The sequence below is a fragment of the Alteromonas sp. ABV2_168 genome, assembly GCF_056161165.1.
On the sequence record NZ_JBSWYQ010000003.1, the window covers coordinates 45,832 to 68,927 of the forward strand.

Below are 23,096 nucleotides of genomic sequence, written 5' to 3' on the forward strand. Positions count from 1 at the left end.
GTAGAGAATTCAGTATCCTTTCGTCGTTGCAGGATTAGCAGATGATCAAATTTGAGCAGGTAAGTAAAACCTACCCCGGTGGTCAGCGCGCACTGTCAAAAGTGAGCTTTCACATTGAACCGGGTGAGATGGCTTTTCTTACCGGCCACTCCGGCGCGGGGAAAAGCACGCTGCTCAAATTAATCAGTATCATGGAACGCCCCAGTGTGGGCAAGGTACTGATTAACGGTCACGATCTGAACGAAATAAAACGCCGGCAGATAGCGTTTATCCGCCGGGATATCGGCATGATCTTCCAGAGCCCGCATTTGCTGGACTCAAAATCAGTTTTCGATAATGTGGCGCTGCCACTTATTATTGAAGGCTATACCCGTAAAGAAACCTCTAAGCGTGTTGAAGCAGCGCTGGAAATGGTGGGATTGCGGGATAAAGCCCGCAGTTTGCCAATGATGTTGTCAGGTGGTGAAGCTCAGCGCGTCGGCATCGCCCGTGCGGTGGTTAATAAGCCGCCTCTGTTGTTGGCCGACGAACCCACCGGTAACCTCGATCCTAAGTTATCTATGGAAATCATTCGTCTGTTTGAAGACTTCAACCAGGCCGGCGTTTCTGTGTTTGTTGCGACCCACGATCTCGGGCTCATAGCCCGGATGAAGTACCGCACACTCACATTGAGAAACGGGCAGATGATCACCGACGGATTATCTGAGGAACAGGGAGGAAACTGGGCATGAGTATTTTATTCAAAGGCCGCTCTCAGGGAGCCAGTGATACCCGCATTGGCATCGTTCAGGTTATCAGTGCGTTCTTCATCAGTCATGTCCGTCAGGCTTTAGGCAGCCTCGGGGAATTGTGGCGTCAGCCGGCCGCATCGTTAATGACTATTGCGGTGCTTGGTCTGAGCATAACCTTACCGGGCACACTCTACATTCTGGTTAAAAATACTGAAAAAATCAGTGCAGGCTGGGATCAGGCCTCGGAAATCTCCTTGTTTTTGAAAGAAGACACACCACCAGCCAGCGCGCAGCAACTGGTTGCCAGGCTGAACACCTGGACGGAGATTGACAGCGTTACTTTCATCCCCGCAGATGATGCCCTGAAGGAATTTCAGCATTTATCCGGACTGGGTGATGCTATCGCCTATCTGGAGTCCAATCCTTTACCTGATGTGGTGCTGGTGACGCCGGACGAGAAACATGCTTCGCCTACATCCGCCAAGTTACTGCTTGAAAAGCTCAAAGATCAGCGTGAAGTCGACATCGGTAAGCTGGATATTGAATGGCTTGAGCGCTTGTATGCGCTGTTGGATATTGCCAGAGAGCTGGTGTCGCTCATTGGCGTGTTGTTGTTTGTTTCTGTGGTACTGATCATTGGTAACACCATCAGGCTGAACATCCTTAGCAAGCGGGAAGAAATTCTGGTGATGAAGCTTGTGGGCGCGACTGACGCATTTATTCACCGGCCGTTTTTATATACCGGTTTCTGGTACGGATTGTTGGGTGGTTTGATTGCCTGGTTCGCCGTCATCATTATCTTATGGTGGATGGACAGCAGTATTCAGGCATTTGCGACGCTCTATCAGAAAGAATTCAATATTACCGGTCTGTCCGGTACTGCCTTACTGACGATGCTGGGTTTGTCGATTCTGTTGGGTTTACTGGGGTCACTGATGTCAGTACAGCGGCATGTCAGAGAGATTGAACCGCAATAACCACTTCATCATCCTATTTTAAACGGCTGAACAGGTTACTTTCTCCGTGTATCCGGTAACCTGTTGTCTCTGCATAACCCTTCAGCGCATGACCGGCTTAGGGAAATATGCCGAGATGGTGGACCGGACGCCGTTTCCCCACTGAATAGCCTGATTGTAAAGTACGTGAAGCTGCTTCTGGTCGATATCCAGCACTTTGGACTGCTTAATAATATTCATCCAAAGGGCACCCTCGAACGCTCTTGCCAGCGCTACATAGCTGTTAAATTCGCTGGATTTACCCAACAACGCATCATTCACTTCGTCGGTCAGCGGCAGTTGTTTAAGAACGTCAGGCATATCCTGATCAAGGAGTGCATCCAGCAGTGAAAACAGGCCTATCAGGAAGCCGATTGGCGGATTCGTGTTAATGCCGCGCTGCTGAGAAAGCAAATCGAAGAATTTCGCCCGCACCAGTGACATGTGGATCAGCTCCAGCGGTTTATTGTCACTTAAATTGGCCAGCGATAATAAAGCGATGAACTTCTTAATTTCCACTTCGCCCATGTAAGTCAGGGCATGTTTTAGTGAGGTAATTTTGTAACGTTTATTGATTGCCGGGTTATTAATAAATTTGAGTAGCAGGAAGCTGAGAGCAGCGTCACGCTCAATGATCTGGTTGATCCGGCTGATGTTAAAGTCGTTGCGGGCACTTTCTCCCATCAAATCAACCAGGTTCATTTTCGAAGCCGGCAAGTGACGATGGAGTCGCGCTTCCGGCAGGGCGAAGAAATAGCCCTGGAAGAAATCAAACCCGAGAGAGCGGCAACTGTCGAAATCTTCGTGGGTGTTTACCTGTTCCGCCACCAGTTTGATATTGGCATCAAGATAACGGGGGATATTCTTTTCAATCAGATCGTAGTTCGTTTTGGTGACATCAACTTTGACCACATCAATCAACGGAAAAATGTCCTGCTTCCCGCTCAGCATCATGGGATCATCAATGGCCAGACTGAATCCGAGATGTTTAATATGCGTGCAGGCTTCCAGTAATCCCGGTGTCGGTGCCATGGGTTCATTCAGCTGCACGACAACAGACTCGGGATTCAAGGAGGTAGGAAAGCGGGAAATCAGAGTGTCCGGATTAAAGTGAATAAACGATTTCTTTTCACCGGAAATATCGTCCAGCCCTAACGGATGGAAATGTTGGGCAATATATTTTGCTTTGTCCGGCTCTAATTCGGGGTAAGCGCCGCTTTTGCCGTCACGGAACAAAAGCTCATACGCGAAAACATCCTTTTCACGGTCTAAAATAGGCTGGCGTGCAATAAATGCGAACATACGACCTGACAATCCCTTCAACAATGGTAACGACAACTTTGTAAGTTGACTGCTAATAACACGGCATGAGCACGATGATATCAACTTTATCTTATGGGCCGCAGATTATCTATGCTCACGTAATTCTTTTCACTTATACAATGGGCAGAATTATTAATTAATACTATTTTCCATCGCGCCGGCCCATTTAAGTGACGAGTTATACATACCATGAAGGGTGGTCTGGCGAATACCATATTTCTTTGAGAAGGCTTTTATTGTGGACCAGCGGGCGGACTCAATATGTTTTGCCAGCAAAAGGCAATCACTGAGCATACCCGGATTACCTTGTAAAGCGTGCTTCACTTCTTCACTCACCGGTACTTTCTCCAGCAACTCGCTCATGGGCTGCAGCATCATGGCATCCAGCAACGACAGCAAGCCGGCGAGAAAACTGGCGGGAGAATCGTTCAGTTCGTTCATACCTGCAACCAGCAAGCTGCAGAACTTTGCTCTGACGAGGGATAGTTGTAACAGTTCCCGTGGACTGTCATTATTCAGGTTTGCCAGGGCAATCAATGATACGAACTTTTTCACTTCATTTTCACCAAGGTAATTCAGTGCGTGGCGCAAATCTTTTACCTTTATCCGTTTATTGTAAAACGGATTGTTTATAAAGCGAAGTAACAGAAATGTCAGCGATGCATCCTTGTTGATAATGTTATTTATGCGGTCGAAATCCATCGGGGATTGATTACATGCGCTGATAAGCGCAAGCATATTCATCTGAGCCGGGATAATTTGTTTATGACGGACGAGCTCCGGCCGCGCCAGAAAGTAACCCTGAAAGTAGTGAAAGCCCAACTCTCTGAAACGTTCGAATTCGGCGTAAGTTTCAACTTTCTCGGCGAGCAGCTTGATTTCATACTGGCTTATTTCTGGCAGCAGAGAAAGGATCCTTTCCTCTTTCATTGAACGGATATCAAATTTTATGACCTGAACGTAAGGCAATAGTGGCCGCCATTTTTCGTCAGCGTCAAAATCATCAAGTGCCAGTTCAAACCCTATCTCGCGAAGGTGCCGGCATGCAGCAATAAGAGTCTCATCAACCTCGACGGTTTCCAGGATCTCAATCATCACCATTGAAGGATCCAGCGATGTGGGAAAGCGGTGAATTAATGTATCGCGATGAAAATTAATGAAAGCTGTCTTTCCACCTGTTATCTCATCCAGGCCTATTCCAAGGTGAGTTGAGCTGATTATTTTCGATGTGGCTTCATTTGGGTCGATATCTGGAAATCCGTTACTTTTTCCATCGCGAAAGAGGATCTCATAAGCGATAACATTTAGTGCCGTGTCAAAAATTGGCTGTCTGGCGACAAAAGAGAACATCCATACCTCCTGTATGATCTGTTTCCGTTATTATTTTGTTAGTTTTGACCGGCATGAATCTCATTATGTGTGTCTGTCGTATACACAAGCGAACATTTACAGCTGTCAATTACTACCCATGGATTTAGCGTATACGTTTGAAGGATCAGGAAAAATTGGTATTTCGTCTAATTTCCGTGCTAAACGCGGTGAGTGGACTGATTTGAGAGACTAATTACATGACAGAACGTTTATCGATATCTATCGTTTACTCTGTCGTGCTGAGTGGTGGTTTCATCGTCTGTACGGAACTAATTTGATGCAAATCAGGTCTTGATATTTAGTAATTTGTCACTATATTCCTAACTTGGAATTATCTGCGACAATCAAGGACTCGAAAGGCACTGCCCGTTTTGGTACAATACAGTGCTTAGCAAATTGAGGTGAATATGAGCAATAACATGCAAACAATGGCATTATCGGTGCCCCACAGCGGTAGCATCGAAGGCTACATTCAGGCTGTGAGCAGCATCAACATGCTCTCTGCTGATGAAGAAAGAAGTCTGGCGACACGTTTACGTGACGAAGGCGATCTGGAAGCGGCAAGAAAGCTGGTCATGTCGCATTTACGCTTTGTTGTACATATTGCTAAATCCTATTCAGGATACGGTTTGCCGCAGGCTGATTTGATTCAGGAAGGTAACATTGGCCTGATGAAGGCAGTTAAGCGATTCGATCCGGGCGTAGGTGTGAGACTGGTGTCTTTTGCTGTTCACTGGATCAAAGCTGAAATTCATGAATTCGTACTGAAGAACTGGCGTATCGTTAAAGTGGCTACCACGAAGGCGCAACGTAAGTTGTTCTTCAACCTGCGCAAGGCGAAAAAACGTCTGGGCTGGTTCACTCACGAAGAAGTGCAAACTGTTGCTGATGAACTGGGTGTAAGCACGAAAGAAGTGCTGCAAATGGAAGCCCGCATGAGTAGTCAGGATCAGGCATTTGATCTGAGTGCTGATGACGACGAGAGTGGCAACTTTGCGCCTGTGCAGTTCCTTGAAGATAAAAGCGCAGATGTTGAGATGGACGTTATCAATAATGACTGGGATAGCAATGCTTCCAAACGTCTTTATTCTGCTATCAAAACGTTAGATGAGCGTAGTCAGGACATTATTGAAACTCGCTGGTTGGCAGACAATAAGATCACACTTCAAGATCTTGCCGACAAATATCAGGTTTCTGCTGAGCGTGTACGTCAGATTGAAAAAAATGCCATGAAGAAACTTCAGGCAGCAATGGCAGCGTAAGCATTAACTAATACGCGATAGAAAATTGAAAAAAGCGCCGTCAGGCGCTTTTTTTATGCTTAAGGAAATCAACTGTGGATGTGTATATCCATAGTGCCGATCCCAACATGAACAGATAAACACCGGTAACGGCATAATCTGCAAATTGCGGCAGAAACAGGGAGCTGCCACTGAGAAAGGCGAAACCGGCCAGAATATTGAGTAAGTAACAACTTGACGGGGCAATTGAAAACACAGTTTACCTCTTTTCTGTTAATGCCGGAATAAAGTTGAATCCTATCGACAGACGGTTCCAGCTGTTAATTTCTAAAATAACCGTGGTGAGGTCAATTACTGACTGCTCATCAAAAAATGATGACACATGATGATAATCGTCATCGCTTACACCGCTTTCCAGACGGGTTAACGCTTCAGCCCATCTGAGTGCCGCTTTCTCCTGGTCAGTAAAGTATGGCACTTCCCGCCATGCCTGTAACATATCCAGACGTTCCTGTGACTCGTCGTGTTGCCTGAGCTCTGCTGCATGCATGTGCAGGCAAAAAGCACAGCCGTTGAGCTGTGAGACACGTAATCTGATGAGATCGGTTAAAGACTGTGTAATCGCACTATCTGTAGCCGGGCGGCTTAATGCGGTCAGGCATTTAACAATGCGCGGGGCACAGGCATATACGGTGTCCTGTGTAATACGAGTTTGCATATCTGCTCTCCTGTAAAGTAACTGAGAAGCAGTGTAGGCAATGGTTAACCGTCATTATTGTAAAAATACGACACGGGTGTGGATAAGCAATAAATGAGGGGTTACGGGTTATTTTTTTGTTTTCTCTGACGATACCTGGCGGGTGTTTCGCCCACAAAATCACGGAAGTGATTGGTGAAATGTGCCTGATCAAAGTAGCCGCTGGACAGGGCGATATCACTGAGCGGCGCATTACTGTAAATCAGACTTTTCCTCGCCAGATAAATTTTACCAAACATCACCATTTCTTTGGGTGCCAGGCCGAGTGCCTGTTTGCATTTACGCTGTAATGTCCGTGTGGAACAGCCAAACAACTTTTCGAAATTTTGAGCACCGGCCTGGTAAGAAGATGTTACCAGCGCTTCTGTCAGTTTAAGACGCTGCTGCGTGTTGTTGCTGTGCCGGTGAATTTGCAAAGTAAGCCAGTCTGTAAGTACAGCGTAAACCTGAGGTAATGGCTTTCCACATAACGCCTCTGACGGGGGCAGCGGCTCCTGAAAAAGTGCAGACAGCGGAATATCTGTATTTTGTGGTACCGACTCTGCTTTTATACCGAAACATTCTGAGAAAGCGCCGGGATGAAACCGGAAACTGACAGCAGAGGGACGATTGAATTTGGATAAATTGCCGGTTTTCGTTCCGAATAACACGGTGGCGTCATAACAAACATCATCGACTGAGAATGTCAGGCTATGGCCGCCATCCGGATAGCACCGTTCTGTGGACAGCGCAGTATGGGTGGCATATTCAGACTGCCACACAGAGTGGAGCCAGGGCTTTAAATGAGCCGGTACGGGCACAAAAGTCATGTGCCCGGCGGTAAGTGAGGCGGCGGGAATAATTTGCTGTGGGGGTATGATGACTGTCACAACGTAACCTGCCGCCGCACGATTAGTTACTCTTCTTCGTCCTGCTCTTTCTTCGGAGGAAGTACCCAGAAAACACCACGGAATTCAGCCACGGCGTTGTCGTCATCCATAATATCGACCTGCAATGTGAAACTGCATTTCTTACGCTTTTCCAAGGGGGCAAATTTGCCGCTTAAGCTCTCCACATGACAGGTGGCACGGGGTTTCATTGTAATCGGCTTATGATAGTGAATATCACCGTCACCCAGTACAATATCGCCCATCAACTGGCGTTCTTTCAGTTGCAGGAAAATCATCCCCCATCCGGTGAGAGTGGCCAGAGAAAAAATACTGCCGGCGAACATAGTACCGTGAATATTGATATTTTTATTCAGTGAGGCCCGTGTCTCCAGTGTACGGCCGGTATACTGATGCAGCTTGATGCCCATGTGTTCGGTAATCGGGATTGTTTCGGTCCATGTGTCCTGAAGCTCTTTGCACCACTTCGGATGCAGCATAACGATCCCGGGATCAGTAAGCTTCTTCACCATTTGCTGGCGTTTCAGCATACCCAGTTCATTCGGGGCTTCCCGTTCGATAACGAAGCCGCAGGAGCTGAAAAAATCGATGGAGGTTTCGCGGCTGTTGGTTACGGCCCGTATTGCGCCCATCTCACGGGCAACGCCTTCCAGCGCTCCCAGAATCATCTGGCCGAGGCCTCTGCGCTGATAATCAGAGTTAACAGCAATGTGACGAATCTGAGCTTCTTCTGCCGTATTCAGATGAACGCGACCGGCAGCAACAATGTCTCCCTTGCCGTTTACGATGACACGGTGCTCCGCAACCTGTTCATACTCATCTTTTTCTGAACCGGGAGGAAAATTCCATGGCTGGCGCAGATAAGTCCATCGAAACGCGAAGTATTTTTCTAGTTCTTCTTCTGTTTTCGGTGTGGCTACTCTAAACAATGTATGAGCCTTTTTAAAAATGCATCCGTCGCCCATTTAACCCTAAGGTGACCCTGCTTAACAAGGCAATTCACCGATATCAGGCTATCCGGCCGGGATTAAGAGAATAAATAATTGAAATGTGAAACGTTTGCAGAAAATTACACGGCGAAATGGAATGTAACCGGCCCGTCGTTAATCAGTGAAACCTTCATATCTGCACCGAAACGTCCGGTCCGGACCGGAATGCCCAGCGAGCTGAGGTGCTCTGTGAAGCGGTTATAAATGGCTTCGCCATGAGCAGGACTGGCGCCTTTTGAAAACCCCGGACGATTACCTTTTTGCGTATCTGCCACCAGCGTAAATTGTGACACGACCAGTACTGCGCCGCCGGCCTGCTGAATATTCAGGTTCATTTTACCGTCGTTATCACTGAATATCCGGTAATTCGCTACTTTCCGGGCGAGTTTTTCGATTTGTTCTTCGCCATCTTCTTTTTCTACTCCGAGGAGTAACAGTATGCCATGCCCGATGGCTCCGGTGACATCACCGTCTACTTTTACACTGGCTTCAGATACCCGTTGTACTAATCCAATCAACGCTTTTTCTCCCTGAGATAACGGGACATATCACGGGTGGCCCTGCAAAGAGCCAGTGCTATGCCCGGCTCAGATGTGCTGTGTCCGGCTTCCTGAACTATCTGCAATTCACTGTTTGTCCATGCTTTATGTAACGTGTATGCCCCTTTTGTGCTGCATATTACATCGTAGCGGCCGTGAACGATAGTGCCCGGAATGTGGCTGATGGCCGCTGTATTCTGCAGTATAAAATCTTCGGGAATAAAGCAGTGATTAGCCAGGTAATGGCATTCAAGTTTAGCCAGGCTGGTCATCAGGCCTACCGGATAATGGCCGGTGAGCTCACCGGTTCCTGCGGGCAGTGACAGCCTTGAAAGGCGTTCTTCCCAGATGTACCAGCGTTTCAGCGCACTGAGTCGCTGAAGATCGTCAGAGGAGTCAAACAGTTTGCGGTAGTGGGCACACACAGAGGCGGTATTCAGATCGCCCTCAATACCATCTATAAAGAGTTCGTAGTGTTCGGGAAAGAGGGTCGCCGCTGCCCCCTGATGTGAGATAAACCAGTCCCGGTCTTCTTGCCTGGCCAGAAAAACGCCCCGCAGAATGAGTCCGGAAACGGTATCCGGCGCATCGATTGCAGCAAGCAAAGCCAGTGTTGAGCCCCACGAACCACCAAACAGGATCCATTGCTCTACGCCTAATAACTGTCTTAAGCCTTTTATATCGCCCAGAATATGTTGTGTAGTGTTGTTTTCCAGAGAACCGAAAGGCTTGGAACGGCCACATCCACGCTGTTCAAATGCAATGATGCGGAAACGGTTGCCATCGAAAAAGCGCCTGTAACCCGGGGATAAACCTGCGCCCGGACCGCCATGTAAATACAGAACGGGAAATCCATCCGGATTGCCACTTTCTTCGTAATACAGTGAGTGACCGTCACCCGTGTCAAAATACCCACTGCTGTAACATCCAATGTCAGGGTAAAGTCGTTTCATTTTATTTCAGTGCGTTGTATGTCTGGTTTTTTTGGTTTAGTTTAGCTACTAAAACACATATTTACGTAATATACGAGGAAGTTTATATGGCAGGTCAGGGTTCAGGCGGTAACGTCATCGCAGCAATCTGTAACTTTTTTATTCCCGGATTAGGTCATCTGGTCCAGGGGCGGATCTTAAGAGCATTCGTGTTCTTCGTGATTTGCTTCGCCTGTTACGGGCTTGCCGCAACAGTCATTTTCTTTTTTCTGTGGCCGGTGGGGGCGATTTTCCACCTGTGGGCCATTATTGATGCCGCCCGCTACAGGGGGCCTGAGGTACAGTTATGATGGGTAATGTTAAGACCGGTTTACTGGCAATCGCAGCTTGCGTTGCGCTGTCCGGATGTCAGTCTGCTTATTACGGCGCCTGGGAGAAGCTTGGCGTAGAGAAGCGGGACATTCTGGTCGACCGTGTTGAAAACGCGAAAGAGTCTCAGGAAGAGGCGCAGGAACAGTTTGCAGATGCACTGGAAGAGTTCAGCGCGCTGATTAATTTCAACGGCGGTGAACTGGAAGACGTTTACGATGAACTTAACGGCGAATTTCAGGACAGCCAGGCTGCCGCTGCTGACGTTACTGCCCGTATCGACAAGGTGGAAAGCGTTGCAGAAGCCCTGTTTTCTGAATGGGAAGATGAGCTGGAGAAATACGACAGCGACAAACTGCGCCGCTCCAGTGCAGAAAAGCTCCGTGCTACCCGTCGCCAGTACGAGACCATGATTAAGGCCATGAGAAAGGCTGAGAGCCGCATGGAACCGGTATTAACGGCGCTTCAAGATAATGTGCTTTACCTGAAGCATAACCTGAACGCCAGTGCGGTGGGTGCACTGGAAGGTGAGCTGAAAACTATTCAGCAGGACGTGTCCCGTTTAATCAACGAGATGAAAGCGTCGGTTGCAGAGTCAGATGCGTTTATCCGCACCATGAAAAACTAAACGACTCAAAACTGAAAAGCTGGCAGATTACTGCCAGCTTTTTTTATGCCTATTCCAGAGGGACCTTCCGCGGCTCTTCACTGGCTCTGATGTCACCGAAGGCATCTTCCAGACTGCAGGTAAATTCAGCACCAATCAGCACCACCATCCACGATACATAAACCCACAAAAACAGTATTGGCAGCACGGCCAGCGCACCGTATATCACCTGGTATGAAGTAAAGTTAGTAATATAAAGAGCAAACCCTTTTTTCGTGAACTCAAAGCAGATAGTCGCGACGACCGCACCGATGAGAGCGTGGGAATAGCGCACACGGCGGTTGGGCACCAGCAGGTAAAGAATCACGAAAGCCAGCAGTGCAGCGAAACTCGGGATCAAAGTGAGCATAAAGGTACCCACGCCGGGCGTGTATTCTTCAGCAAATTCCGCCACGCCAACCAGATATGAGCTGATTGCCACGCTGGAGCCCATGAGCATCGGCCCCAGAGTAATCACCATCCAGTAGATGGCAAAAGTATAAATAACCGGCCTGTCGCTTTGCGTACGCCAGATGCGGTTCAGTGTTTTGTCCACATTTGAAATCAGCAGCAGGGCGACGACCAGTAACGACAAAATACCCACAGCCCCCATTTCCGAGGCATTGGAAACAAAATCGGTCATGTACTGCTGGACGACATCGCCGGCAGTCGGGACAAAATTAGAGAAAACGAATTGTTCCAGTTTACTGCGTACTGATGCAAAAGCCGGGAAGGCTGACATAACAGTAAATGTCACCATGATGAACGGCACCAGTGACAGCAGTGTCACGTACGCCAGGTGTCCGGCCGAGATAGTAATGTTGTCCGCTTTACAGCGGCGCAGGAAAATATGGAAGAAGGCATTGAGTGCGGGACGTTTGTCATTCCACAGCTTTACCCAGCGATTATCTGTCAAAACAGACTCCTTTCAAACTGCACGGATAGTTTCATGCTTGTACAGTGTAACCATTCGCAGTCATGGGGGGAATGTTTTGTTGGTTTCTCAGCAGATTGTAATGTCTGGCGTGGTGGCGAAATTGCGTAAATTGCCAGGCATCGTAGCGATAAGGGGGAGGAGGCCAGAGAAAAAACCGTCTGCAGCAGGGATGCTGCAGCCGAGCCTCCATGGATGGAGTTCCGGCGTGTTTTTTCTCTGGCCTTCGCGCCCAGCGAAGATGCCGGGAGAAATCCGCCTATTCAGCGCGAACGCCCAGCATGTGGCAGATGGCGTAGCTGAGTTCGCAGCGGTTCAGGGTGTAGAAGTGGAAGTGTTTTACCCCTTCTTTCGCCAGCACTTTTACTTGCTCCATGGCGATGTTTGCGCCAATCAGATTACGTGTTGCCTGATCATCGTCATCAAGCCCTTCGTACATTTTGTGCAGCCAGCCGGGTACGTGAACATTGGTGAAACCGGCAAACTTAATCAGTGTCTGATAATTCGTAACCGGCAGGATCCCGGGGACGATATCCAAATCGATACCGGCTGCAGCAGCACGGTCACGGAAACGCAGGTAAACACTGGTGTCAAAGAAGAACTGAGTAATTGCTTCAGAAGCCCCGGCTTCCGCTTTACGCTTCAGGTTAAGCAAGTCGAACTGGGCATTCGGCGCTTCCGGGTGTTTTTCCGGATAGGCGGCGACGGAGATATCAAAGTCTGCCACGTCTTTCAGCAGTGCCACCAGATCAGAGGCATACATTTCGGTTTTATCTACGCCCTTCGGTAAATCGCCCCGCAGAGCAACAATACGGCGAATACCCGAATCCCAGTACTCCTGAGCAATTTGTTTGAGTTCATCACGGCTTGCGTCCACGCAGGTCAGGTGAGGGGCTGCCTGTACACCGGTTTGTTGTTGAATGCGTTTAACAACATCATGGGTGCGGTCACGCTCACCACTGTTTGCACCGTAGGTCACAGACATATAAGAAGGCTTAAGAGGCGCCAGGCGTTCAACAGATTTCCACAGCGTTTGTTCCATCTTTTCCGAGTTAGGCGGAAAAAATTCAAAAGAGACATCAATGTCACGCAATTCGGACAATGACTGGTTTAAGGCGTCGATACCTTGTGCATAGGAAACCATTTTGTTGACTCACTCAATTCTTTGGACGTTTAGACGTCTAAACTAATTAATATATGTCTGGACGTCAAGAGGTTTACACGGCTTAATTGACCTTTTCGCTACATTGTTTAGAATTTCCGCTTATAAAGTAAAATAACAGGCAGTCCGAGATTTCACATGGCAGAATGGAATGGTAAGTATATACACCCTTACGCAGAGCATGGAAAAAAGAGTGAACAAGTAAAGAAAGTCACTGTTTCTATTCCGATTAATGTGCTTAAGGTGCTCACAGACGAGCGAACCCGCAGACAAATTAATAACCTGCGTCACGCGACGAATTCAGAGTTACTGTGCGAAGCATTCCTTCATGCTTTCACCGGGCAGCCGCTGCCTGACGACGACGATTTGCGCAAAGATAACCCTAACCGTGTTCCTGCCGTTGCAAGGAAAATGATGGAAGAGATGGGGATCGACCCCACCGCCGACAACGAAGAAGAATAAAGTAAAGCCAGAGCAAATCACTCTGGCTTTTTTGTATCAGGGGCAAGCTTAGTCTTGCCTGGCTGAGGGCGGTTCGATTTTTTGTAATTCGAATAGAGGCCTGAAAGTTGAGCGGAACAGGAGCACAATACCCAGGCTCATTACTCCGCCCGCAACCGCGCAGGCTACCGGACCAACTGCTGCCGTCACCGAACCACTTCTGAAGTCTCCGAGTTCGTTGGAAGACGCGATGAACAGGGAGTTCACTGCACTCACCCGGCCACGTAATGCGTCCGGTGTCATAATTTGTACTACTGAGCTTCTGATCACCACACTTATCATGTCTGAACCGCCATAAATCAGTAAAGCGAAGCAAGCCACATAAAGGTTCTGTGAAAAGGCAAAGCCGATAATGGAAAAGCTGAAGATGATCAGTGACCAGAACAGCAGCGGGCCATTGCGTTCAATAGCCCGCTTACGTCGTACCATTGTCAGACCGATAAGCGTCGCACCCACAGCCGGCATGGCCCGCAATAAACCCAGAGTTTCCGGACCTTCATGTAAGACGTCTTTCACAAACACAGGTAATATGGCCATGACACTGCCACATAGTATGACCACAAGATCAGTAAACAGCGCTCCGCGGACAACGTTGTTGTGCATCAGGTATTCCACACCGCTGAATATATCTTTAAGTGCCAGTTTGCGCTCTGAATGAATGTTCAGAGCGGGCAATAAAGAAAAGCCACCCAGCGTAAACAGGCCGAAAATGATGAGCACCCAGTAGAGCTGACGGTCGAGCGCCGCCAGTAACACGCCGGCGAGGAAAGGCCCCACGGTTAAGGCGATATTCCAGATAGAGCTTATGGCAGCCACCGCACGCCCCAGATGATCGGTGCTGACGATATTCGGCAACACAGACTGAATGGCCGGTGCGAAGAAAGCCCGCCCTGCGCCCAATACCGATAACGAGCAAAACAGCGCCCATTTATTCAGTTCCGGCTGATTCATCAGCAAAGCGACGGCCAGCACCACCAGTAACTGCAATCCGGCAGAAATTAATAAAATGCTTTTGCGGGAAAAGTTGTCTGCAGCCCAACCTGCCACGAGGAATAAACTGATCACCGGCACAATCTGAAAAATGCCTACCAGTGCCAGGTCAAAGGCCTCGCCGGTGGCTTCGTATAAATGCCAGCCTATACTGACTGCCATGGTTGAGCCGATAAGCGTGGTAGCTATTCGTCCGATGATGAGCCCGATAAGTGCTTTTGACCACATGAAATCTTTGTCCGTCAGATTAGGGGAAGCGGGAAGATAAACGAAAACGGGCCGGTAGTATAACCGGCCCGTAACAAATGAAGTCAGTATGCTTCAATCAGTCTTTGTTACCCGTGTATTTTGCCGGTAAGGATTCAACACCGGCGACGCCTGAGTCAATCGCTGCCTGTGCTACGGCACTGGCAATACGGTGAAGCAAACGGGGATCCATAGGTTTAGGAATAATGTAATCTTTACCAAATGTCAGCGATGCTGATTTACTGGCTTTCAATACTTCTTCAGGTACAGGCTCTTTCGATACTGAACGTAATGCTTCAACCGCAGCGACTTTCATTTCGTCATTAATGGTCGAAGCACGAACATCCAGTGCACCACGGAAAATGAACGGGAAGCACAGTACATTGTTCACTTGGTTGGGGTAATCTGAACGGCCCGTTGCCATGATCAAATCACTGCGAACCTCATGGGCCAGTTCCGGTTTAATTTCCGGATCAGGGTTTGAACAGGCAAATACCACCGGGTTTGGTGCCATCAGTTTTAAGGTTTCTGGAGGCAATACGTCAGGGCCGGAAACACCGACAAAAATATCCGCACCATCCATTACATCGTCAAGGGTACGTTTATCCGTGTTGTTGGCGAACAACATTTTGTGTTCCGTGAGATCGTCACGGCGGGTATGAATCACCCCTTTACGATCGAGCATATAAATGCGCTCACGCTGGGCGCCGCACTTGATCAGCAGCTCCATACATGCAACGGCGGCAGCACCGGCTCCCATACAAACAATTTTGGCGTCTTCGATGTTCTTGCCCTGAATTTCCAGCGCGTTGAGCATACCGGCCGCTGTTACGATGGCTGTACCGTGTTGATCGTCATGGAATACCGGAATCTTGCAGCGTTTGATCAGCTCCTGCTCGATTTCGAAACATTCCGGCGCTTTAATATCTTCAAGGTTAATACCGCCGAACGTATCAGCGATATTGGCAACCGTGTTGATGAATTCTTCAGTAGTCCGGTGTTTAACTTCAATATCGATAGCATCCAGTCCGGCAAAACGCTTAAACAGTAACGCTTTACCTTCCATCACGGGTTTTGATGCCAGCGGACCTAAATTACCTAATCCGAGAATGGCCGTACCATTACTGATTACTGCAACCATATTACCTTTGGCGGTATATCGGTATGCTGCATCAGGATCTTCGGCAATTTCACGTACCGGTTCGGCTACGCCGGGGCTGTAGGCCAGTGCTAAATCATCTACGCTGTCAGCCGGAGTCGACAGTTCTACCTTTATTTTGCCCGGAGTAGGGTATTCGTGGTAATCCAGGGCGCGTTGTCTGAAATCTGACATTCTTTTGTGTGTCCTTCTCAGGGTTTGGTCTTTGCACAACTACTACTTGTCGTTCCTGCGCTAATCTCTTGTTTTCGTTATAAAGCGCAGCTTGCGACAAATGTAACACAACGCCTTTCACAGTACATATCTGATCAGGAGCTATCTTATGCTTACTTTAGTTGCCGGAGGGCGGCTTCACAAAACGGAATTATCAATGCCGACTATTGATGAAATTTATAAGTTAACTTTAATTTATAATTTATTTTATATGGCTGGACGGTGGAGCGGGCGGGTGAGTAAAGCGTAACGGGACGAGCACGGGTTAAGTGTTTTAAGTAACGGATTTAAGGCACAAAAAAAGCGCCGTAAAGGCGCTTTTTTCGCAATTCAATGCCGGACTTATTTTTTGCCCAGAGCACCAAAACGCTTTTTGAAGCGGTCAACACGACCACCAGTATCAACGTTACGCTGCTTACCAGTGTAGAACGGGTGGCAGTTTGAGCATACGTCCAGGTTCAGTTCTTTACCTGCAGTAGAACGTACTTTGATAACGTTACCGCAAGAGCAAGATGCAGTAATTTCTTCGTAAGTAGGGTGGATACCTTGTTTCATGGGTTACCTCATTATATAAGGCCGTATCGCAATCCAGCCCGAAGCTGAACACCATACGCAACTATATTCAATACAAGGCACAACTGGCCTTGCCGTAAAGAGCGGCGCATATTAATGTATGACGCCGTTTTGATCAAGAACGATAAGTAAAAAAGTGCGGAAAATATAGGCAGATTATGCGTTTTGTTGAGGTGGCGGTTCCTGTACCGTTACGACAAGCTTTTACCTACTCCTGTGACACATTACCGGAAGCAGGCTGCAGGGTCAGTGTGCCTTTCGGCCCCCGCACATTAACCGGCGTCGTTCTGGGAGAGGCGGAAACGCCGGAGAACAGCGGAAAAATCAAACCGGTTCACCATGTTATTGATGACAGTCCGGTGCTCGACAGTGTGATGCTGAAACTGTGTCACTGGTTATCCCAGTATTATCTTCATCCGGTGGGGGAGGTTATTCACACCGTATTACCGGTCCTGCTGCGCAAGGGTGAACCGGCGAATCCGGTGGATGAAATCTGGTGGCATGCCGGTGATAACATTGATGAAAATCTGGCGTCACTGAAGCGGGCGAAGCGCCAGTACGCTTGTCTTGAGGCACTGGCGGATGAGCCGGTTCGCGAAGGCGATCTCAAAAATACCTTTCCTTCCTCCATCATCAGTGCTCTGGAAGAGAAGGGCTTTGTGTACAGCGAAAGTAAACCGCCGCCCCTGCGACCGAAAATGTGGCTCGATTATTTTCATGTCGGCAAGAAGCCGTTGCCTGATAAAGAGCAGGCGGTTGCCATCAGCGCGTTGTCGCAACAGGCCGGCAAGTTTGCGCCTTTTTTACTGGAAGGGATCACCGGAAGCGGGAAAACCGAAGTCTACCTGCAGGCCATTGAAGATATTCTTTCTGCAGGTAAACAGGTATTGATTCTGGTACCGGAGATTGGTCTTACTCCGCAGACGGTTACCCGTTTTGCCAACCGCTTTGGTATCGATATCGGCGTATTACACTCCCAATTGAATGACAAAGATCGCCTTTCAGTCTGGCAGCGTGCGCGGGAAGGTGAACTGGGCATCATTATTGGTACCCGGTCTGCGATTTTTACGCCAATGAAATTCCCGGGCATGATCATTGTGGACGAAGAACATGATGATTCGTTTAAGCAGCAGGACGGATTGCGATATCACGCCAGAGATCTCGCAGTTATGCGCGCCAGTACTGAGCACATTCCTCTTATTCTGGGCACCGCGACGCCTTCACTGGAAACACTGAACAACGCCCTGACGAAGCGATATGGTCATCTGCAACTGACCCGGCGGGCCGGCGGTGCTTCGAACACTCATCAGCAGGTACTGGATGTACGGGACCAGCGGATGCAGTTTGGTATTGCCGATGGCATGCTGAGCATCATGCGCCAGCATTTGTCGATGGGAAATCAGGTACTGGTATTTGTTAACCGGCGGGGGTACGCACCGGCATTGCTCTGCCATCATTGTGGTCATTCTTATGATTGCCGCCGGTGCGAACGGCCCTACACGGTTCACCGCACCCAGCAACGTTTGCAGTGCCATCATTGCGGTGGCGCCAGACCGGTACCCCGCCAGTGCGAACATTGCGGTGAAAATAAACTGATTACTGCCGGCGTGGGAACGGAGCAGATTGAAGATGGTCTGGCGAAGTTGTTCCCCGCCGTGAAACAAATCCGTATCGACAGCGACTCGGTGCGGGGCAAAGACAAGTTGCAACGTTCTCTGGATGACATTAATGCGCAGAAGTATCAATTGCTGATCGGTACGCAGATCTTGTCAAAAGGGCATCATTTTCCCCATGTGACTCTGGTTGTTGTACTGGACTGCGACGGCGCCTTATTCAGCGCAGATTTTCGTGCCAGTGAAAAGCTGGCGCAACTGGTTACTCAACTGGCGGGGCGCGCAGGCAGGGCATCGAAGCCGGGGGAAATGTGGCTACAAACGCATAATCCGGGGCACCCGTTGTTGCAGGATTTAGTGCACAACGGTTACGCGCATTTTGCCCGCCAGGCGTTGGAAGAAAGAAAGTTATCATGGATGCCGCCCTTTCAGTCTCAGGCGGTGATCCGTGCTGAAGCCACTCATGCTGAACAGGCGTGGGATTTTCTTGAACAGGCGGGGTCGCTGTTGCAAAGTCCGTCTGTGAGATTAAACGGGCCACTTCCCTGCCTGATTGAGAAGCGTCAGGGGCGTTACCGTTTTATGCTGGTCCTGCAGTCGGCGCGGCGTAATGATATCAACGGGTTACTCAGAAAAGCCTTACCGCTATTATCAGCGATGCCAGCGGCAAGCCGTGTTCGCTGGTCACTGGATGTTGATCCCTCTGACTTCAGTTAGTATTCGCTTCTTAACGCATATAGCGGCAGCATTTTAGGAAAATTCACGATACACTGCTGTGCGGTTTCACTAAAAAGCGCTGATTTAATCACGTGATAATCAGCCAGCAGGTGATGCTTTTTTCAAACAATATTTGACGGGATATTACGCCGGATATGGCACAACGTGATTATGTAGCTCGTGGTCGTGCGCCACAAAATAAAAAGAACAACAATAAACGCAAGCCGCCTTCGCCGGAGACGAACCGGACTAAGATTTGGGCACGTCTGGTGGTTGTGGTGATCGCTATTCTGGGTCTTATTTATTTTCTGTTCTCTATTAAAGACAATGTTGATGAAACGGCTGACTCGCCGATGGAACCACTACCGCAAATTGTCGAAGAAGAGGAATTGCCTGAGCTGCCTAAGGAAGAATGGGAATACATTAAATCCTTACCCGGTTACGAAGTCGAAGTGGAAGTCGCGGAGCAACAAAAATCCGACAAACTGTATTTACTTCAGTGTGGTTCATTCCGCACCCGCTCGCAGGCTGAAGAAATGAAAGCCAAAATCGCCTTTCAGGGTCTTGAAGCACAGGTTCGGGCCACTACCGGCTCTAACGGTGAATGGTTCCGGGTCATCATGGGGCCGTTACAAACCAAACGTGATGCAGAAAGAGCAAGACACAGCCTGAGAAAAGTAAACATCACCACCTGCATGATCCTGTACTGGAATCTCTAAGGTAGATAACCCGTCGCTGTCGGGGCTTCCGATATTCTGGTACAGAACTCGCTGTAAACCCATCCATGGGCGCTCGGCAGCCGCTTCCCTGCGGCTGACGGTTCTGTACCAGAATATCTTCAACCCCTGCGCTTAGGGTTCTCAATCTCTTTTCGCCGGATCGTGTGCCTTTCCCGCCGGTAATACTTCATCCCGTCCACAGGCTCACCATGTTCCCTGCAGCAGCTTTCCTACTGCTGAAGGTTTGTAATGGCTTCTTCTTGCTCTGTTTGCGGGCCTGACACCGGACTTTATTGATGCTGGTGGATTGTCCCTTGAAAAAATTATCTCTTCCCCCACTTATCTCTTCATTGAAATTAATTTGCTGCGCGACAGCCAGCGACACCCGGAATATGGGGAAGTGTAGTGACTACTATTGTATCTGTAAGACGCGACAATCAGGTCGTCATTGCCGGAGACGGACAGGTTTCTCTGGGCAATACCGTAATGAAAGGCAACGCGAAAAAAGTGCGTCGCCTGTATCATAATAAAGTGCTCGCCGGTTTTGCCGGTGGTACTGCTGATGCATTTACGCTGTTCGAGCGTTTTGAATCTAAACTCGAGATCCACCAGGGGCACCTTACCCGCGCTGCGGTGGAACTGGCCAAAGACTGGCGTACTGACAGGGCGCTGCGAAAGCTCGAAGCGCTTCTGGCGGTGGCTGATGAGACGGCATCTTTCATCATTACCGGTAACGGCGACGTAGTGCAACCTGAAAACGACTTAATTGCCATTGGTTCCGGCGGTGCTTATGCGCAGGCGGCTGCAACGGCCTTGCTGGCAAATACTGAATTGTCAGCCCGTGAAATAGCAGAAAAGAGTTTAACCATCGCAGGGGATATCTGCGTATATACCAACCATCACCAGACGGTTGAAGTACTAGATTATTGATCGACTGCAGGCCGTATCACGGTCATGCAGCCGGTAGCTGAGCATCATCAGCGTTAGTAAGAGAAGGTTTATTATGTCTGAAATGACACCCAGAGAAATTGTTCACGAGTTAGATCGCCACATCATTGGTCAGCAGGACGCAAAACGCGCCGTATCTATCGCCCTGCGTAACCGCTGGCGCCGGATGCAATTGCCGGAAGAGCTTCGTGTTGAAGTGACGCCTAAGAATATTCTGATGATTGGCCCAACCGGTGTGGGTAAAACTGAAATTGCCCGCCGCCTGGCGAAGCTGGCAAATGCACCTTTTATTAAGGTTGAAGCCACGAAGTTTACTGAAGTGGGCTATGTTGGTAAAGAAGTTGAGACGATCATCCGTGATCTGACAGACATCGCGGTAAAGCTGACTAAAGAGCAGGAAATGACGAAGGTCAAATTCCGTGCTGAGGAAGCGGCGGAAGAGCGTGTGCTGGATGCTCTATTGCCACCACCGGAAGACGTGTGGGGTAAAAAGGAGCAGGTTGAAGATCGTGGCACCCGTCAGGCATTCCGTAAAAAGCTCCGTGAAGGTCAGCTGGATGACAAAGAAATTGAAATCGATGTCGCACTGCCGCAAATGGGTGTTGAAATCATGGCGCCTCCGGGCATGGAAGACATGACCAATCAACTGCAGTCGATGTTCCAGAACCTGAATTCTGACTCTCAGAAGAAAAAGAAGAAACTGAAAATCAAAGATGCGCTGAAAATGCTTACTGAAGAGGAAGCTGCCCGTCTTGTGAATCAGGAAGATCTGAAAGAAAAAGCGATTCATGCGGTTGAACAGCACGGTATTGTGTTCATTGATGAAATCGACAAGATTTGTAAGCGTGAAGGCAATAACTCTGCGGATGTGTCCCGTGAAGGTGTGCAACGGGATCTGCTGCCGCTGGTGGAAGGCTCTACCGTTTCGACGAAGCACGGAATGGTGAAAACTGACCACATGTTGTTTATCGCATCCGGTGCTTTCCAGATGAGTAAGCCGTCTGACCTGATCCCTGAGTTGCAAGGCCGTCTGCCAATCCGTGTTGAACTGTCAGCACTGAAAGTGGAAGACTTTAAACGTATTCTGACTGAACCGAATGCAGCATTGACAGAGCAGTATCGTGCTCTTATGGCTACAGAAGGCGTGACAATTAAGTTTGAAGAGTCTGGCATTCAGCGCATTGCTGAAGCAGCCTGGCAGGTAAACGAGCGCCTTGAGAACATCGGTGCCCGTCGTTTGCACACGGTGCTGGAGCGTTTGATGGAAGATATTTCTTTCGACGCATCCGAGAAGTCCGGTGAAACTTTTACTATCGACGCCGCCTATGTGGACTCACACTTAGAAACGCTGGTCGATAACGAAGATCTCAGCCGCTTTATTCTGTAAGGCTCTGTCTGTTACTTACCACATGGGTCGCTGCCTGGCTGAACGGTAGCTGCTCATTAATAATACTAAAACGCGCGACTGTCTGACGGTTGCGCGTTTTTTGTTGCCTGCAAAGTTGATTGCGTTGAATACGTCAGGTTTCTTTCTGGTTATTTGTATAAAATGTAATTAGTAAGCTGCTATCTTTGTGGAAAATGAAAAGGTTGAACAATGCCGGTTAATGCTAAAACAGAAGATTTAGAAGCCTTTGTAACGGTGGTGGATACCGGTGGTTTCTCTGCCGCCGCAGCGCTGCTGGACCAGCAGGTTGCCAGGATATCACGCTCGGTAACGCGGCTGGAAAAGACTCTCAATGTTACTCTGTTTAACCGCACCACCAGACGGGTAGAGCTGACGGAAGAAGGTGAGCTTTTCCTGCGTTACGCCAGAGACGGTCTGAACATGCTGGAAAAAGGCGAGGAGGCATTGCGACTGCTCGGGCGGACACCATCAGGCAAGCTGCGGGTTGATGCAGCCAGCCCGTTTGTATTTCATCAGCTGACACCGTTAATAGACGGGTTCTGCCGCACCTATCCGGATATATCTCTGGAGCTGACCAGTCACGACAGCATCATTGACTTACTGGAGCATAAAACCGATATCGCCATTCGTATCGGCGATTTAAGTGACTCCAATCTCCATGCCAGAAAGTTAGGGCGAAGCCGGTTACATGTAGTGGCAAGTCCGCAATACCTGGCTAAACATCCGGTCAGCGGCGATATTACAAGCCTTTCGCAGCATCGTTTAATTGGTTTCAGTGACGCGCCGCATTTAAATAACTGGCCACTTAAAAGTCCTCAGCAGCTTACATTTGCCATCAGTGCCTCAAGTGGTGAAACCGTGCGGCAACTTTGCATTGCAGGGCAGGGGCTGGCGATGCTGTCACACTTTATGACGTATGAAGATATTGAGGCCGGCCGGTTGGTGCCTGTGCTGACAGACCATGTCCTGAGTCCGAACCGGCGGGAACTGGTACAGGCGGTATATTACCGTAACAGTGCCGTGTCTTCCCGCATCTCTGCATTCCTTGATTATATCGCGCCGCGACTCACTCTATAATTGCAAAAATAACAAAAGTGTTTTTAATTTATTGCTGTTAATGATTCAAATAGGCT

25 protein-coding genes are annotated in these 23,096 nt (G+C 48.9%); 12 read left to right on the forward strand and 13 right to left on the reverse strand.

Features of this window, described 5'->3' with window-relative positions; all coding sequences use genetic code 11:
* Nucleotides 1-41 precede the first annotated feature (41 nt).
* A complete protein-coding gene (gene ftsE, locus ACXAH4_RS05760) occupies nt 42-731 on the forward strand; it encodes a cell division ATP-binding protein FtsE (RefSeq protein ID WP_119499924.1) in 690 nt (229 codons plus the stop codon).
* Nucleotides 728-1,708 (forward strand): permease-like cell division protein FtsX, encoded by a 981-nt coding sequence (gene ftsX, locus ACXAH4_RS05765; protein WP_474881118.1) that lies wholly within the window; start codon nt 728-730, stop codon nt 1,706-1,708. The genes ftsE and ftsX overlap by 4 nt, the downstream gene beginning before the upstream one ends.
* Nucleotides 1,709-1,789: 81 nt before the next feature.
* Here the strand turns inward: ftsX and ACXAH4_RS05770 are convergent, their stop codons facing one another.
* A complete protein-coding gene (locus ACXAH4_RS05770; protein WP_474845288.1) occupies nt 1,790-3,028 on the reverse strand; it encodes an EAL and HDOD domain-containing protein in 1,239 nt (412 codons plus the stop codon).
* A gap of 153 nt (nt 3,029-3,181) precedes the next feature.
* On the reverse strand, nt 3,182-4,399 hold the full coding sequence (locus ACXAH4_RS05775) for an EAL and HDOD domain-containing protein (protein ID WP_474881120.1): 1,218 nt from the start codon (nt 4,397-4,399) through the stop codon (nt 3,182-3,184).
* Nucleotides 4,400-4,827: 428 nt separating this feature from the next.
* Between ACXAH4_RS05775 and rpoH the strand changes: the two genes are divergently transcribed.
* Nucleotides 4,828-5,682, forward strand: coding sequence for an RNA polymerase sigma factor RpoH (rpoH, locus tag ACXAH4_RS05780; RefSeq protein WP_119499928.1), 855 nt, complete (start codon nt 4,828-4,830; stop codon nt 5,680-5,682).
* Between the two features lie 40 nt (nt 5,683-5,722).
* Here the strand turns inward: rpoH and ACXAH4_RS05785 are convergent, their stop codons facing one another.
* The 6 genes from ACXAH4_RS05785 to pip all read right to left on the reverse strand — a co-directional run bounded on the left by ACXAH4_RS05785 (nt 5,723) and on the right by pip (nt 9,786).
* Nucleotides 5,723-5,917: a YrhK family protein gene (locus ACXAH4_RS05785; protein WP_349583794.1), complete on the reverse strand. Its 195-nt coding sequence runs from the start codon at nt 5,915-5,917 to the stop codon at nt 5,723-5,725.
* 3 nt (nt 5,918-5,920) lie between these two features.
* On the reverse strand, nt 5,921-6,379 hold the full coding sequence (locus ACXAH4_RS05790) for a carboxymuconolactone decarboxylase family protein (RefSeq protein ID WP_474881122.1): 459 nt from the start codon (nt 6,377-6,379) through the stop codon (nt 5,921-5,923).
* A gap of 101 nt (nt 6,380-6,480) precedes the next feature.
* Nucleotides 6,481-7,287 (reverse strand): helix-turn-helix domain-containing protein, encoded by an 807-nt coding sequence (locus ACXAH4_RS05795; protein WP_474881124.1) that lies wholly within the window; start codon nt 7,285-7,287, stop codon nt 6,481-6,483.
* A gap of 26 nt (nt 7,288-7,313) precedes the next feature.
* Nucleotides 7,314-8,234: a bifunctional GNAT family N-acetyltransferase/hotdog fold thioesterase gene (locus ACXAH4_RS05800; protein ID WP_474845279.1), complete on the reverse strand. Its 921-nt coding sequence runs from the start codon at nt 8,232-8,234 to the stop codon at nt 7,314-7,316.
* 140 nt (nt 8,235-8,374) lie between these two features.
* Nucleotides 8,375-8,812: a D-aminoacyl-tRNA deacylase gene (dtd, locus tag ACXAH4_RS05805; protein WP_474881126.1), complete on the reverse strand. Its 438-nt coding sequence runs from the start codon at nt 8,810-8,812 to the stop codon at nt 8,375-8,377.
* A complete protein-coding gene (gene pip / locus ACXAH4_RS05810) occupies nt 8,809-9,786 on the reverse strand; it encodes a prolyl aminopeptidase (protein WP_474845275.1) in 978 nt (325 codons plus the stop codon). Before pip ends, dtd begins: the two co-directional genes overlap by 4 nt.
* An 86-nt stretch (nt 9,787-9,872) precedes the next feature.
* On the opposite strand from pip, the gene ACXAH4_RS05815 reads away from it, so the two are divergent.
* Together ACXAH4_RS05815 and ACXAH4_RS05820 are read left to right on the forward strand one after the other, a co-directional pair.
* Nucleotides 9,873-10,115 carry a DUF6677 family protein gene (locus ACXAH4_RS05815; protein WP_119499934.1) on the forward strand — a complete coding sequence of 81 codons (243 nt, stop codon included), beginning with the start codon at nt 9,873-9,875 and terminating at the stop codon, nt 10,113-10,115.
* The gene (locus tag ACXAH4_RS05820; protein ID WP_474881128.1) at nt 10,112-10,762 is read left to right on the forward strand and encodes a DUF2959 domain-containing protein; all 651 of its coding nucleotides are present in this window, start codon (nt 10,112-10,114) and stop codon (nt 10,760-10,762) included. Before ACXAH4_RS05815 ends, ACXAH4_RS05820 begins: the two co-directional genes overlap by 4 nt.
* Before the next feature lie 49 nt (nt 10,763-10,811).
* On the opposite strand, the gene ACXAH4_RS05825 is transcribed toward ACXAH4_RS05820, so the two are convergent.
* Nucleotides 10,812-11,696: a virulence factor BrkB family protein gene (locus ACXAH4_RS05825; RefSeq protein WP_119499936.1), complete on the reverse strand. Its 885-nt coding sequence runs from the start codon at nt 11,694-11,696 to the stop codon at nt 10,812-10,814.
* Between the two features lie 277 nt (nt 11,697-11,973).
* Nucleotides 11,974-12,858, reverse strand: coding sequence for a methylenetetrahydrofolate reductase (metF, locus tag ACXAH4_RS05830; RefSeq protein ID WP_303573894.1), 885 nt, complete (start codon nt 12,856-12,858; stop codon nt 11,974-11,976).
* A gap of 156 nt (nt 12,859-13,014) precedes the next feature.
* On the opposite strand from metF, the gene metJ reads away from it, so the two are divergent.
* Nucleotides 13,015-13,338: a met regulon transcriptional regulator MetJ gene (gene metJ / locus ACXAH4_RS05835; RefSeq protein ID WP_119499938.1), complete on the forward strand. Its 324-nt coding sequence runs from the start codon at nt 13,015-13,017 to the stop codon at nt 13,336-13,338.
* Between the two features lie 48 nt (nt 13,339-13,386).
* Here the strand turns inward: metJ and ACXAH4_RS05840 are convergent, their stop codons facing one another.
* Both ACXAH4_RS05840 and ACXAH4_RS05845 read right to left on the reverse strand, forming a co-directional pair.
* Complete coding sequence (locus tag ACXAH4_RS05840) at nt 13,387-14,595, reverse strand: MFS transporter (protein ID WP_119499939.1); 1,209 nt, start codon at nt 14,593-14,595, stop codon at nt 13,387-13,389.
* A gap of 97 nt (nt 14,596-14,692) precedes the next feature.
* Nucleotides 14,693-15,946, reverse strand: coding sequence for a malic enzyme-like NAD(P)-binding protein (locus tag ACXAH4_RS05845; protein ID WP_303573892.1), 1,254 nt, complete (start codon nt 15,944-15,946; stop codon nt 14,693-14,695).
* Nucleotides 15,947-16,094: 148 nt separating this feature from the next.
* On the opposite strand from ACXAH4_RS05845, the gene ACXAH4_RS05850 reads away from it, so the two are divergent.
* On the forward strand, nt 16,095-16,235 hold the full coding sequence (locus tag ACXAH4_RS05850) for a hypothetical protein (protein ID WP_474852208.1): 141 nt from the start codon (nt 16,095-16,097) through the stop codon (nt 16,233-16,235).
* Between the two features lie 92 nt (nt 16,236-16,327).
* Here the strand turns inward: ACXAH4_RS05850 and rpmE are convergent, their stop codons facing one another.
* On the reverse strand, nt 16,328-16,540 hold the full coding sequence (rpmE, locus tag ACXAH4_RS05855; protein ID WP_303573891.1) for a 50S ribosomal protein L31: 213 nt from the start codon (nt 16,538-16,540) through the stop codon (nt 16,328-16,330).
* A gap of 176 nt (nt 16,541-16,716) precedes the next feature.
* Here rpmE and priA point away from each other — a divergent pair, with 176 nt between their 5' ends.
* The 5 genes from priA (at nt 16,717) to ACXAH4_RS05880 (ending at nt 23,040) form a co-directional block, all read left to right on the forward strand.
* Nucleotides 16,717-18,888 carry a primosomal protein N' gene (gene priA, locus ACXAH4_RS05860; RefSeq protein ID WP_474881130.1) on the forward strand — a complete coding sequence of 724 codons (2,172 nt, stop codon included), beginning with the start codon at nt 16,717-16,719 and terminating at the stop codon, nt 18,886-18,888.
* A gap of 155 nt (nt 18,889-19,043) precedes the next feature.
* Complete coding sequence (locus ACXAH4_RS05865; protein ID WP_119499943.1) at nt 19,044-19,607, forward strand: SPOR domain-containing protein; 564 nt, start codon at nt 19,044-19,046, stop codon at nt 19,605-19,607.
* Nucleotides 19,608-20,012: 405 nt separating this feature from the next.
* Nucleotides 20,013-20,537, forward strand: coding sequence for an ATP-dependent protease subunit HslV (gene hslV / locus ACXAH4_RS05870; RefSeq protein WP_119499945.1), 525 nt, complete (start codon nt 20,013-20,015; stop codon nt 20,535-20,537).
* A 73-nt stretch (nt 20,538-20,610) separates the two neighbouring features.
* Nucleotides 20,611-21,942 carry an HslU--HslV peptidase ATPase subunit gene (gene hslU / locus ACXAH4_RS05875; RefSeq protein ID WP_119499946.1) on the forward strand — a complete coding sequence of 444 codons (1,332 nt, stop codon included), beginning with the start codon at nt 20,611-20,613 and terminating at the stop codon, nt 21,940-21,942.
* A gap of 210 nt (nt 21,943-22,152) precedes the next feature.
* Entirely contained in the window at nt 22,153-23,040 is an 888-nt protein-coding gene (locus ACXAH4_RS05880; RefSeq protein WP_474845264.1) for a LysR family transcriptional regulator, read from the forward strand.
* Nucleotides 23,041-23,096: the final 56 nt, after the last annotated feature.